Origin of the sequence: Microbispora cellulosiformans, from assembly GCF_008728085.1 — a bacterium.
Taxonomy (GTDB): Bacteria; Actinomycetota; Actinomycetes; order Streptosporangiales; family Streptosporangiaceae; genus Microbispora; species Microbispora amethystogenes.
In genome coordinates, this window is the sequence record NZ_VYTZ01000028.1 from 1 (window position 1) to 12582 (window position 12582).

Annotated in this window: 10 protein-coding genes; 6 read left to right on the forward strand and 4 right to left on the reverse strand. The window is 69.4% G+C overall.

What is annotated here, in order from left to right; genetic code table 11:
- The 5 genes from F5972_RS36420 to F5972_RS36440 all read left to right on the forward strand — a co-directional run.
- On the forward strand, window positions 1-218 hold a 218-nt coding region (locus tag F5972_RS36420; RefSeq protein ID WP_191910501.1), incomplete at its 5' end, for a substrate-binding domain-containing protein.
- A 101-nt stretch (window positions 219-319) separates the two neighbouring features.
- Window positions 320-1417, forward strand: coding sequence for a multiple monosaccharide ABC transporter substrate-binding protein (gene chvE, locus F5972_RS36425; protein ID WP_150940662.1), 1098 nt, complete (start codon window positions 320-322; stop codon window positions 1415-1417).
- Between the two features lie 34 nt (window positions 1418-1451).
- Entirely contained in the window at window positions 1452-2987 is a 1536-nt protein-coding gene (gene mmsA / locus F5972_RS36430; RefSeq protein ID WP_150940664.1) for a multiple monosaccharide ABC transporter ATP-binding protein, read from the forward strand.
- A 2-nt stretch (window positions 2988-2989) separates the two neighbouring features.
- Window positions 2990-4186 carry a multiple monosaccharide ABC transporter permease gene (gene mmsB / locus F5972_RS36435; RefSeq protein WP_404803103.1) on the forward strand — a complete coding sequence of 399 codons (1197 nt, stop codon included), beginning with the start codon at window positions 2990-2992 and terminating at the stop codon, window positions 4184-4186.
- Between the two features lie 252 nt (window positions 4187-4438).
- Window positions 4439-5011 (forward strand): TetR/AcrR family transcriptional regulator, encoded by a 573-nt coding sequence (locus F5972_RS36440; RefSeq protein WP_150940668.1) that lies wholly within the window; start codon window positions 4439-4441, stop codon window positions 5009-5011.
- Here F5972_RS36440 and F5972_RS36445 read toward each other — a convergent pair.
- Together F5972_RS36445 and F5972_RS36450 are read right to left on the reverse strand one after the other, a co-directional pair.
- On the reverse strand, window positions 5008-5595 hold the full coding sequence (locus F5972_RS36445) for a hypothetical protein (RefSeq protein ID WP_150940670.1): 588 nt from the start codon (window positions 5593-5595) through the stop codon (window positions 5008-5010). The two genes, F5972_RS36440 and F5972_RS36445, sit on opposite strands and share 4 nt — an antisense overlap.
- Window positions 5596-5626: 31 nt before the next feature.
- Window positions 5627-8128: an ATP-dependent Clp protease ATP-binding subunit gene (locus F5972_RS36450; protein ID WP_150940672.1), complete on the reverse strand. Its 2502-nt coding sequence runs from the start codon at window positions 8126-8128 to the stop codon at window positions 5627-5629.
- 650 nt (window positions 8129-8778) lie between these two features.
- On the opposite strand from F5972_RS36450, the gene F5972_RS36455 reads away from it, so the two are divergent.
- The gene (locus F5972_RS36455) at window positions 8779-10578 is read left to right on the forward strand and encodes an RICIN domain-containing protein (RefSeq protein ID WP_225312220.1); all 1800 of its coding nucleotides are present in this window, start codon (window positions 8779-8781) and stop codon (window positions 10576-10578) included.
- A 73-nt stretch (window positions 10579-10651) separates the two neighbouring features.
- Here the strand turns inward: F5972_RS36455 and F5972_RS36460 are convergent, their stop codons facing one another.
- Complete coding sequence (locus tag F5972_RS36460; protein ID WP_150940674.1) at window positions 10652-12322, reverse strand: ThuA domain-containing protein; 1671 nt, start codon at window positions 12320-12322, stop codon at window positions 10652-10654.
- 133 nt (window positions 12323-12455) lie between these two features.
- Window positions 12456-12575 carry an RICIN domain-containing protein gene (locus tag F5972_RS36465; protein WP_225312050.1) on the reverse strand — a complete coding sequence of 40 codons (120 nt, stop codon included), beginning with the start codon at window positions 12573-12575 and terminating at the stop codon, window positions 12456-12458.
- Between the last annotated feature and the right edge of the window lie 7 nt (window positions 12576-12582).

Consider the following 12582-nt stretch of genomic DNA (forward strand, 5'->3'; position numbering starts at 1 on the left):
GGCGGGTGCCCGAGGACGTGAGCGTGGTGGGGTTCGACGACGTGCCGGAGGCGGCGTACTTCTGGCCGCCGCTGACCACCGTGCGGCAGGACTTCGGCGAGCTCGGCCGCCAGGCGTTCCGCCTCCTCCTGCACCGCATCGCCACCCACGACGGCGAACCGGGGCGCCTGGTCGAGCCCGAACTCGTGGTCAGGGAGAGCACCGGCATGAGCCCGTGAGAGCTTCCGCCCGGCTCCACAGCCGGGCGGGAAAACCGCGTCCCGCCGGTCTAGGCCCCCGACGGGACGCGAGGAACAACCATTCCGAAGGAGATTGTCTCATGCGCAAATTCACAGGCGCGCTGGTAGCGGGGCTGTTACTGCTGCTCGCGGCCGCGTGCGGCAACAGCGCGGACAGCGGGGACGGCGGGAACACGACCGCCGGCGGCAAGGGAACCGTGGGCATCGCGATGCCCACCAAGTCGTCCGAGCGCTGGGTCAAGGACGGCGACAACATGGTCCAGCAGTTCAAGTCGCTGGGCTACGACACCGACCTGCAGTACGCCGAGGACGTGGTGGAGACCCAGGTCTCCCAGGTCGAGAACATGATCACCAAGGGCGTGAAGGTGCTCGTCGTCGCGGCCGTCGACGGCGCCGCCCTCACCGACGTGCTGCAGCAGGCGGCCGGCCAGAAGATCCCGGTCATCGCCTACGACCGGCTGCTGATGAAGACCCCCAACGTGGACTACTACGCCACGTTCGACAACTTCCAGGTCGGCGTGCAGCAGGCGGGCTACATCGAGGACAAGCTGGGGCTGAAGGACGGCAAGGGCCCGTTCAACATCGAGCTGTTCGCCGGCTCCCCCGACGACAACAACACGGTGTTCTTCTTCAACGGCGCCATGTCGGTGCTCAAGCCGTACATCGACTCGGGCAAGCTCGTGGTGCGCAGCAAGCAGACGAAGCTGGAGCAGGTCGCGACGCTGCGCTGGGACGGCGCCACCGCCCAGGCCCGCATGGACAACCTGCTGAGCGCGAACTACACGTCCGAGAAGATCGACGCGGTGCTCTCGCCGTACGACGGGATCAGCATCGGCATCATCTCCGCGCTGAAGAGCGTCGGGTACGGCTCCTCCGGCAAGCCGCTGCCGATCATCACCGGTCAGGACGCCGAGCTGGCGTCGGTCAAGTCGATCATCGCGGGCGAGCAGACGCAGACCGTCTACAAGGACACCCGTGAGCTGGCGAAGGTGGCGGCCTCGATGGCCGACGCCGTCGTCCAGGGCAAGAAGCCCGAGGTCAACAACACCGACAGCTACAACAACGGCGTCAAGACGGTGCCGTCGTACCTGCTCAAGCCCGTGTCGGTCGACAAGGACAACTACAAGCAGATCCTGGTCGACGGCGGTTACTACACCGAGGCCCAGCTCACCGGCTGAGCCTCGCGGGTTCACGGCACGAAAGGGGCCTCCGATGCCCGACCATATCCTCCGGATGCGGGGGATAACCAAGGAGTTCCCCGGTGTCCGCGCGCTCGACGACGTGAACTTCGACGTCGAGCGCGGGACCGTCCACGCCCTCGTGGGCGAGAACGGCGCCGGGAAGTCCACGCTGATGAAGGTGCTCAGCGGGGTCTACCCCCACGGGAGCTACGAGGGGGAGATCCTCCTCGACTCCCGCCCCTGCGCCTTCCGCGGCCTGCGGCAGAGCGAGGCGGCGGGCATCGTCATCATCCACCAGGAGCTCGCGCTCATCCCGGGCATGTCGATCTCGGAGAACGTCTTCCTCGGCAACGAGCGGGCGCGGCGCGGGGTCATCGACTGGCACGCCACGTCGGACGAGACCGTGCGCCTGCTGGAGAAGGTGGGCCTGCGCGAGGACCCGGACACCCCGGTGAACGCGCTCGGAGTGGGCAGGCAGCAGCTCGTCGAGATCGCCAAGGCACTGGCCAAGGACGTGAAGCTGCTCATCCTCGACGAGCCGACCGCCGCGCTCAACGAGACCGACAGCGAGAACCTGCTGCGGCTCCTGCGTGACCTGCGCGACCACGGCATCACCTCGATCCTCATCTCGCACAAGCTGAACGAGGTGATGGCCGTGGCCGACGCGATCACGATCCTGCGGGACGGCCGGACGATCGAGACGCTCGACGTCGCCGACGGGGTGGACGAGGACCGCGTCATCAGGGGCATGGTGGGGCGCGACCTCGACCACCGCTACCCGCCCCGCACTCCGGAGATCGGCGACGTGCTGTTCGAGGTCGAGGGGTGGAACGTCTTCCACCCCACGGTCCCCGACCGGCAGGTCGTCCGCGACGCGAGCCTCACCGTGCGGCGCGGCGAGATCGTCGGCATCGCGGGGCTCATGGGCGCCGGCCGCACCGAGCTCGCGATGAGCGTCTTCGGCCGGTCGTACGGCCAGCGGATCAGCGGCACGCTCCGCAAGGACGGCCGCGAGCTGCACCTGGCCACGGTGGGCGACGCCATCGCGGCCGGCCTCGCGTACGTCACCGAGGACCGCAAGGAGCTCGGCCTGCTGCTGGAGGAGGACATCCGGCGCAACGTCACGCTGGCCAACCTGCACCGCGTCTCCCGGCGCTCGGTCATCGACCTGCACCGGGAGGTGGCCGACGCCGAGGGGTTCCTCCACCGGCTGCGGATCAAGGCGCCCGGCGTCTTCACCAAGACCGGCAACCTCAGCGGCGGCAACCAGCAGAAGGTCGTGCTGAGCAAGTGGATGTACACCAACCCCGACGTGCTCATCCTCGACGAACCCACCCGGGGCATCGACGTGGGCGCGAAGTACGAGATCTACACGATCGTCCAGGGGCTCGCCGCCGAGGGCAAGGGCGTACTGCTGATCTCCTCGGAGCTGCCCGAGCTCCTCGGCATGTGCGACCGGATCTACGTGATGAGCCAGGGGCGGATCACCGGTGAGCTCGGACGGCGGGAAGCGACACAGGAGGCTGTCATGAGGCTGATGACGAACACACCGGCGGTGGCCCGATGACCGTGGTGGACCGCCCGGCGACCACCCCCGCGTCCTCGGGCGGGTCGGCCGGTCCCCGCCTGCGGGGGAACCTCCGGCAGTACGGGATGATCGCCGCGCTGGTCGTCATCGTCGTGCTGTTCGAGATCCTGACCGACGGCATCCTGCTCAAACCGCTGAACGTCACCAACCTGATCATGCAGAACGGCTACGTGCTCGTGCTGGCGATCGGCATGATGCTGGTGATCATCAACCGGGAGATCGACCTGTCGGTCGGCTCGGTGGCGGCGTTCGTGGGCGCGGTCACGGGCGTGGCGATCGTGAACTGGGGCCTGCCGTGGCCGCTGGTCGTGGTCGGCGCGCTCGTCACGGGTGGGCTGATCGGGGCGTTCCAGGGCTTCTGGATCGCCTACGCCCGCATCCCGGCGTTCATCGTCACGCTCGGCGGCATGCTGCTGTTCCGCGGCCTCAGCATGGTCGTGCTGCAGGGGCAGTCGATCGCGCCGTTCCCCTCCGGGTTCCGGCAGCTGGGCTCGGGCTTCGTGCCGGAGTTCGGCGCCGGTGACCTGCACCTGGTGACCATCCTGCTCGGGCTCGCCGGGGCCGCGGTGATCGTGTGGAACGACTGGCGCTCGCGCGCCAGGCGGCGCGAGTACGGCCTCGCCGTGCCCGCCCTGCAGTGGTTCGTGCTCAAGGCCGTCGCGATCGTCGCCGTGATCGTGGCGTTCGCGTGGGTCCTCGCGGTCTACCAGGGCCTGCCGATCGTCGGCCTGGTGGTGATCGTGCTGACCGCGGCGTACTCGTTCGTCACGACGAGCACGGTGGTCGGCCGGCACATCTACGCGGTCGGCGGCAACGAGCGCGCGGCCGCGCTGTCGGGCATCGCGACCAAGAAGACGAAGTTCTGGGTGTTCGTCAACATGGGCGTGCTGGCCGCCCTCGCCGGGCTGATGTTCGCCGCCCGGCTCAACGCGGCCACCCCCAAGGCGGGCACGAACTTCGAGCTCGACGCCATCGCCGCGGCCTTCATCGGCGGCGCCTCGGCGTCGGGCGGCGTCGGCAGCGTCGTCGGCGCCATCGTCGGCGGCCTGGTCATGGGCGTGATGAACAACGGCATGTCGCTGCTCGGCCTCGGCGTCGACTGGCAGCAGGCGATCAAGGGCGGCGTGCTGATGCTCGCAGTGGCCTTCGACGTCTACAACAAGAACAAGTCCAAGTAGCGGAAGGGCGCGGACAGCCCGGGAAAACCGGGGACGCCGGCCGCTCCCCCGGCCGGTGGTCGTGCCGCCGCCTGTGCGCGGAAACCGATGCGCCGGCCGGACATGTCGTGCATGTCCGGTCGGCGTCGTCGTCTCACCGATGGGCGCGCGGCTCTCCGCGTCGCCAAGGGGCGTCCCCTACAATCGGAGTCACAGCTCCTGTTGAGCGGCGCGGGGCACCCGCTCGGAGAGCGGCGAGGCGCGGGGGGTTCCATGGCCAGGTCGCTGCGCTCGGACGCCCAGCGCAACCGGCAGCGCATCCTGGAGGCCGCCGAGGTCGTCTTCGCGCTCAAGGGACCGTCCGCCTCCACCGAGGAGATCGCGCAGAAGGCCGGGGTCGGCATCGGGACCGTGTTCCGCCACTTCCCGACGAAGGAGGCGCTCCTCCAGGCGATCATCGAGGTGCTCGCCGTACGCGTCGCCGCGGAGACCGGGAATCTCGCGCGCACCGGCGAGCCGGCCACCGCGTTCTTCGAGTTCTTCACCTGGGTGATCGGTCAGGCCGCGGAGCAGCGAACGGTCGTCGATCTGCTGGCCGAGGCGGGCGTCGAGGTCACCGTGGCCAAGCCCGTCGACGCGCTGCGCGACTCCGTGGCGGCGCTGCTCGCCGGGGCCCAGCGGGCGGGAGCCGTACGGCGGGACGTCGGGGTCCCCGAGGTGCTGGCGCTGCTGATCGGCCTGTGCCAGGCGTCGCTGCACGCCGGATGGTCCCCTGAGGTCCGCGACCGCACCCTGGCCGTCGTGTTCGACGGGCTGCGCCCCTCCCCCGCCGCCGAGTCGCCCTAGCCCGAGCGGCCCAGGCTCTCGATCTGCGCGATCATCGGGCCGATCAGCCGGTTCAGCTCGCGGACCAGCACCACCAGGGCCCGGTGGGCCAGCTCCGGCAGGTCCTCGGCGGGGCCGTCCGGCGCCGGGGGGAGGTCGTCGAGCGGCAGCGGCGCGTCCACGAGCAGGACGGGCCGCACGAACGGGATCTTGGTGAGATCCCGCTCGGCCGGCTCGACGTACTGGCCGAAGACCTCCGGCCACCCCTCCCAGCCCCGGTCCCGCCACCAGGCCCGCGACGCGGTGAGCGCCGCGGGCGGCGGCGAGACCAGGCTGATCCGGGCGATCATCGATCCGTCCCAGCCGTTGCGCGCGCACGAGGCCGAGAGGATCCGGCGATGCCACCGCACGAGCCCCGGCGAGGCGACGGGAGGCGTGGCGACCCGCCAGGCGGCGCAGGCGAACGCGACCGGGGCGATGTCGCCCCAGACGCCGTCGAACGCGCCGATGTTGTCGCGCAGCAACTCGGCGTAGCGGCTGTCGCCTCCACGTGCGCGCTCCCGGTCGGAGCGGGCGTCGATCCAGAATGCCTGGTCTTCGCGCATATGTCCCGTCTTCCGGCCTGGGGGCGCGCGGTCAGCGGGCGGGCAGCGCGGCGGTGGCCGCCCCGTCGGCCACCTGCGAGGGCCCTGCTTCACCGGTGAAGACGAACGTGGCGTTGTCGCCCTCGCCCTCGATGTCGATCTTCACGACCTGGCCCGGCCGCAGCTCGCCATAGAGGATCTTCTCCGACAGGGTGTCCTCCAGCTCCCGCTGGATCGTCCGGCGCAGCGGACGGGCGCCCATCACCGGGTCGTATCCCCGGTCGGCCAGCAGCTGCTTGGCGGCCGGCGTCAGCTCCAGGCCCATGTCGCGGTCCTTGAGACGCTCGGCCACCTGGGCGAGCATCAGGTCCACGATCTGGATGATCTCCTTGGGCGTCAGCTGGTGGAAGACCACGATGTCGTCGACACGGTTGAGGAACTCCGGCCGGAAGTGCTGCTTGAGCTCCTCCTGCACCTTCGCCTTCATCCGGTCGTAGTTCGACTCGCTGTCGTCGGCCTTCGAGAAGCCCATCCCCACACCCTTGGAGATGTCCCGGGTGCCGAGGTTGGTCGTCATGATGATGACGGTGTTCTTGAAGTCGACCACCCGGCCCTGGGCGTCGGTCAGGCGACCGTCCTCCAGAATCTGCAGCAGCGAGTTGAAGATGTCCCCGTGGGCCTTCTCGACCTCGTCGAACAAGACCACGGAGAACGGCTTGCGCCGCACCTTCTCGGTGAGCTGGCCGCCCTCCTCGTACCCGACGTAGCCGGGCGGGGAGCCGAACAGCCGCGAGACGGTGTGCTTCTCCATGAACTCGGACATGTCCAGCATGATCAGCGCGTCTTCGTCGCCGAACAGGAACTCCGCCAGCGCCTTGGACAGCTCGGTCTTACCCACGCCCGACGGTCCGGCGAAGATGAACGAGCCACCCGGACGGCGCGGGTCCTTCAGACCGGCGCGGGTGCGGCGGATCGCCCGGGACAGGCCCTTGATGGCGTCGTCCTGGCCGATGATCCGCCGGTGCAGCTCGTCCTCCATGCGGAGCAGCCGCTGCGACTCCTCCTCGGTGAGCTTGAAGACCGGGATGCCGGTGGCCGCCGCGAGCACCTCCGCGATGAGCTCCTCGGTGACCTCGGCCACGACGTCCATGTCGCCGGCCTTCCACTCCTTCTCCCGGCGCTCCCGGCGCACCTGCAGCTGCTTTTCCTGGTCGCGCAGCGCGGCGGCCTTCTCGAAGTCCTGCGCGTCGATCGCGGACTCCTTCTCGCGCCGGACGTCGGCGATCTTCTCGTCGTACTCGCGCAGGTCCGGCGGCGCGGTCATCCGGCGGATCCGCATCCGCGACCCGGCCTCGTCGATCAGGTCGATCGCCTTGTCGGGCAGGAAGCGGTCGCTGATGTAACGGTCGGCCAGCGTCGCGGCGGCCACCAGCGCGCTGTCGGTGATCGACACCCGGTGGTGCGCCTCGTAGCGGTCCCGCAGGCCCTTGAGGATCTCGATCGTGTGCGACAGGCTCGGCTCGGCCACCTGGATCGGCTGGAACCGCCGCTCCAGCGCCGCGTCCTTCTCCACGTGCTTGCGGTACTCGTCCAGCGTCGTGGCGCCGATGGTCTGCAGCTCGCCCCGCGCGAGCGGAGGCTTGAGGATGCTGGCGGCGTCGATGGCGCCCTCGGCCGCGCCCGCGCCGACGAGCGTGTGCAGCTCGTCGATGAACAGGATGATGTCGCCGCGGGTGCGGATCTCCTTGACGACCTTCTTCAGGCGCTCCTCGAAGTCGCCGCGGTAGCGCGACCCGGCGACCAGCGCGCCGAGGTCGAGGGTGTAGAGCTGCTTGTCCTTCAGCGTCTCGGGCACCTCACCCTTGACGATCTTCTGGGACAGGCCCTCCACCACCGCGGTCTTGCCCACACCCGGCTCGCCGACCAGCACCGGATTGTTCTTCGTACGGCGCGACAGCACCTGCATGACGCGCTCGATCTCCTTGTCCCGGCCGATCACCGGGTCGAGCTTGCCCTCCCGCGCGGCCTGGGTCAGGTTCCGCCCGAACTGGTCCAACACCAGAGACGTCGACGGCGCCGACTCCTGCGGCCCGCCCGCCGCCGCCGGCTCCTTGCCCTGGTAACCGTGCAGCAACTGGATCACCTGCTGCCGCACCCGGTTCAAGTCAGCGCCCAGCTTCACCAGCACCTGCGCCGCGACACCCTCACCCTCCCGGATCAAACCCAGCAGGATGTGCTCGGTGCCGATGTAGTTGTGCCCAAGCTGCAACGCCTCACGAAGCGACAGCTCGAGCACCTTCTTGGCACGCGGAGTGAAGGGAATGTGCCCCGACGGCGCCGACTGCCCCTGGCCGATGGTCTCCTCGACCTGCCGGCGCACCCCCTCGAGGCTGATCCCCAGGCTCTCCAGAGCCTTGGCCGCCACACCTTCGCCCTCATGGATCAGACCAAGAAGAATGTGCTCGGTACCGATGTAGTTGTGGTTCAGCATCCGGGCCTCTTCCTGAGCCAGGACCACAACCCGCCGCGCACGGTCGGTGAACCTCTCGAACATGTCGGCTCCCTCCGAATGCTGAGCCTGAATCGGAGTCTTCACTCTAGTTGCCCGGCCCCTGGTAAGCCCCTCCGCAATCCCGGCGCGGAAGACGAGGATCGGCCCGGCGGACGGGCGGGCGCGACCCGGCGCGCCACCGGGACACCCGCCGTGGGCTGCGCGTCTTCGGCGCGAAGGGCCCGGCAGCAGGCCGGGAAGGCCCGGGCGGGGCGCCGGCGCCCCGTGGTTCTTTCGCGCCAAGCGTAACCACCGGACGGGCGGAGGCCGGGACGCAAACGACCGGCATCGCAGGTCACCTCCTCGGCTCACCGCATCCGGTCTCTAACCGGTTCGATGGAAGTTTCATGCGATGAAACCGGTGCCGGTCCACGGGATCGCACGCCGTGACGCTGGCTGGGAAACAGCCCGTACACATACATGACACCCGCCATTGACATCAACTCAGAGGCAAGCCTAGGCTTCCCGACGAATCGATTCGATTAATCCGGCGGACGCCTCCGCCGCGCCTCCGGCGCGGCCACCGGTGAGGCCCGCCGGGAACCGCTCCGCGACGGCGTCCGGGAAGCCCCGGGAGAGGTTCGGCATTCCACTCGCCCCCATCCAGCTTCCGAGAACAACTCCCCAACCCCCCTCTGTCCAAGGAGTCGCCAGTGGACACCACCCCCCGTACGCGACGCCGGCGTCGCCACGGCCTCGCCGCACTGCTGTCGGCCACGGCCATGGCCGCCGCGTCCGTCCTCGCGGCCGCAGGACCGGCCCAGGCCGCCGACGAGTCCATCACCGTGAACTTCTCCGTCACGAACGGTTCCCCGACCTACCGGGCGTCGGGGTGGATCTACGGGATGACCGAGAACGGCGCGGCACCCGCCGACAACTACTTCCGTGACGTGAAGTTCCGCTACATGCGGGCCGGTGGCGCGCAGCTCGACAGCCCCGGCGGGTGGGTGTCGGGCAAGTACGACCGGCGGTGGAACGCCACCCGCGCGCAGTTGCTGCGCACCCGCTCGCTGGGCGGGGAGTTCATCCTGCTCGTGCACGACCTGTGGGGCGCGGACGGCTATCCCATCTCGCGCTTCCCCGGCGACAACGGCAACTGGACCGACTACGACAACTTCCTCACCCGCCTGATCGACGACGTGCGGGCGACGGGCGCGCCCGTCCAGTGGGACCTCTGGAACGAGCCGAACATCACCCTGTTCTGGAACCGTCCGCAGTCGCAGTACTTCGAGATGTGGAAGCGGGCCTACCAGCGCATCCGCGCCGCGTTCCCGTCCCACCTGATCGTGGGCCCGAGCTTCGCGGGCGTGCCCTCCACCGGCGGCTGGTGGACGCAGTACCTCGACTACGTCAAGGCCAACAACGCCGTGCCCGACATCATCAGCTGGCACTCGCTGCCCGGCGACCCGGTGGCGAACGTCAACACGGCCAACACGACGCTGGGCTCCCGGGGCATCGCCCACCCCCGCCCGTACCAGATCAACGAGTACGGCGCGTCGAACGAGCAGAACCCCGGTGACGGCGCCTGGTACATCGCGCGTCTCGAGCGGGCCGGCGCCGACGGCCTGCGCGCGAACTGGGCGGGCGGGAACAACCTGCACAACGACCTCGGCAATCTCCTGACCCACAACTCCGCCGGCCAGTACTCGCCCAAGGGTGAATGGTGGGTCTACCGCTTCTACGGCTCCCAGACCGGGCAGATCGCCTCGGTCACCCCCAGCTCGAACTACGACGCCTTCGCCACCAAGGACACCGGGAACGCCAAGATCCTGGTCGGGGGCGGCAGCACGACCGGGAACGTGGCGGTCAACCTGCAGCGGCTCGACACCACCAGCGGTCTGGTTCAGAACAACCAGGTGCGGGTCGTCGTGGAGCGCGTCCCCTACAACGGCGGCGGCGCCGTCACCGGCCCGGTCACCGTGCAGAACACGGTGGTGAACGTGTCGAACAACAACGCCACCGTGAACGTCCCGCACACGAGCGTCGACGACACCTACACCGTCACGCTCCTGCCCCCCGACACCTCGGGTCCGTCGCCGTCGGCTTCTCCGAGTTCTCCGGGCGGCGGGGCGACGGCGGTGCGCAACGTCAACGCGGGCCGCTGCCTGGACGTTCCGGGCGCGAGCACCGCCAACGGCTCCCAGCTCAACCTCTGGGACTGCAACGGCCAGGCCAACCAGCAGTGGACGTACACCTCGTCGAAGCAGTTGCAGGTGTACGGCAACAAGTGCCTGGACGCCGAGGCCGGCGGCAGCGCGAACGGCACCCGGGCGATCATCTGGGACTGCAACGGCCAGGGCAACCAGCAGTGGAACGTCAACTCCGACGGCACCATCACCGGCGTGCAGTCGGGCAAGTGCCTGGAGGCGAGCAACTTCGGCACCGCGAACGGCACGAAGGTGCAGCTGTGGTCCTGCACCGGCACGACCAGCCAGAAGTGGACCCGGAGCTGACCCCTCCCCAGTGAAACGGCCCGGCGGCGAGACGTCCTCGCCGCCGGGCCGCCGCGTCATCGGCGTCAGCGGGTCACTTGGTGACCGTGATGGTGTCGAGGTCGTAAAGGTAGCCGGTGCCGTTGCCGGTGAAGACGAGGTACAGCGGCCCGGACGCCGAGCCGTTCAGCGTGGTCGAGACCGTCGCGAAGGTGTCCCAGCTTCCGGTGGACGAGACCGCGACCTGGCCGAGCAGCGTCCCGTTCTGCGACCCGGACCGGATCTGGATCGTCCCGCCGGAGCCACCGGAGGACACCCGCGCCGAGAACGTCTTCGCGCCCTGGGTGTTCACCTGCGAGTACGCCGCCCAGTCGCCGTTGTTGATGTAGCCGGCGGTCTTGCCGCCACTGGCGGTGGTGTGGTTCGCCTGCTGCAGGCCCGACTGCGCGGTGTACGCCTCACCCTCGACCGTCTGGCTGGTGGGAGTGGGGCTGGCGCTCGGGCTGGGACTCGGGCTCGGGCTGGCGCTCGGGCTCGGACTCGGGCTCGGGCTGGCGCTCGGGCTCGGACTGGCGCTCGGGCTCGGGCTCGGGCTGGAGCCGGACTTGGTGAGGGAGAACGAGTCCACGTTGAACAGATAGCCGGACCCTCCGGTGAAGACCAGGAAGAGCGGCCCGGACCCCGACCCGTTCAGGGTCGTGGACACGGTCGTGAAGGTGTCCCAGTTGCCGGTCACCGGCACGGAGACCTGACCGAGCAGGGTGCCGGTCTGCGAGCCGGAGCGGATCTGGATGGTGCCGCCCGAGCCGGCGGAGGACACCCGCGCGGTGAACCCGGTCGCGCCCGCCGTGCTGACCGAGGAGTAGCCCGTCCAGTCGTTGTTCTCGATGAAGCCGACGGCCTTGCCGCCGCCGGCCGTGCTCTGGGTGGTCTGCTGGACGCCCGACTGCGAGGTGTAGGACTCGGCCTCGACCGTCGAGCCGTTGCCGGTGCCGGGCGGGGCGCAGTTGGCCTGGACCATTCCGGCGGCATATCTGATGCCGCCCAGCAGCACCGTGCGGATGCCCTGCTCGGAGTAGGACTGGATCGAGTGACCCATGCCCGTGTAGAACGACCGGCCGGACGCCTGCGGGTGGCACCAGGTGATCGGGTGGTCGCCCATGTTCCCGCCGCTGTAGCTGCTCTCGTCGAGGGTCTGCAGCACGTGGGTCGTGGACCGCGGGTTGGTGCGGTAGTTGTACCACTCGTCGGTCCGTGACCACGTCGCCGAGAGGCCGGAGGTCGCCGGGTGCGTGGTGTCCTCGGTCCTGACGGTCGCCTGCTGGATCGCCGGGTGGTTGTTGAACCAGGCGCCCACGAGCTGCCCGTAGTAGGGCCAGTCGTACTCGGTGTCGGCCGCGGAGTGGACGCCGACGTATCCGCCGCCCCCGTCGACGTAGGACTGGAAGGCGGTCTGCTGGGTGGCGTTGAGGACGTCGCCGGTGGTGCTGAGGAAGATCACGGCCTTGTACTGCGCGAGGTTGCCCGAGGTGAACGCGTTCGCGTCCTCGGTGGCGTCGACGGTGAAGTTGTTCGCGGCGCCCAGGTCGCGGATGGCCTGGATGCCGGTGGGGATGGAGTCGTGCCGGAACGCGGCCGTCTTGGAGAAGACGAGCACCTTGTAGGCCGGGTCGGCGGCCTGGACGGCGGTCGGCAGCGACACGCTCGCGACCAGCGCGGCGGCCGCCGCCGACACGCTCAGTAAGACCTTCGCGGCTTTCGGCATGGATGTCCTTTCGTCGCGGCGCCCGGCGCGGTTCCCGTTGTCTCGGCGTTGTTGTCTCGTCGTCGAGGGGTGGGGCCGTGCCGGGCGTCGCATCAGGGGGTGGATCGGGTGGGAAGTGGTCTGTGCGAGGGCCTCAGACGCGGGTCCACTTCTGGTTGTTGGCGCCGGTGCAGGACCAGATCTGGACCTTGGTGCCGTTGGCGGTGCCGCTGCTCGCCACGTCCAGGCACTTGTTCGCCCCGACCGCGGTGATCGTGCCG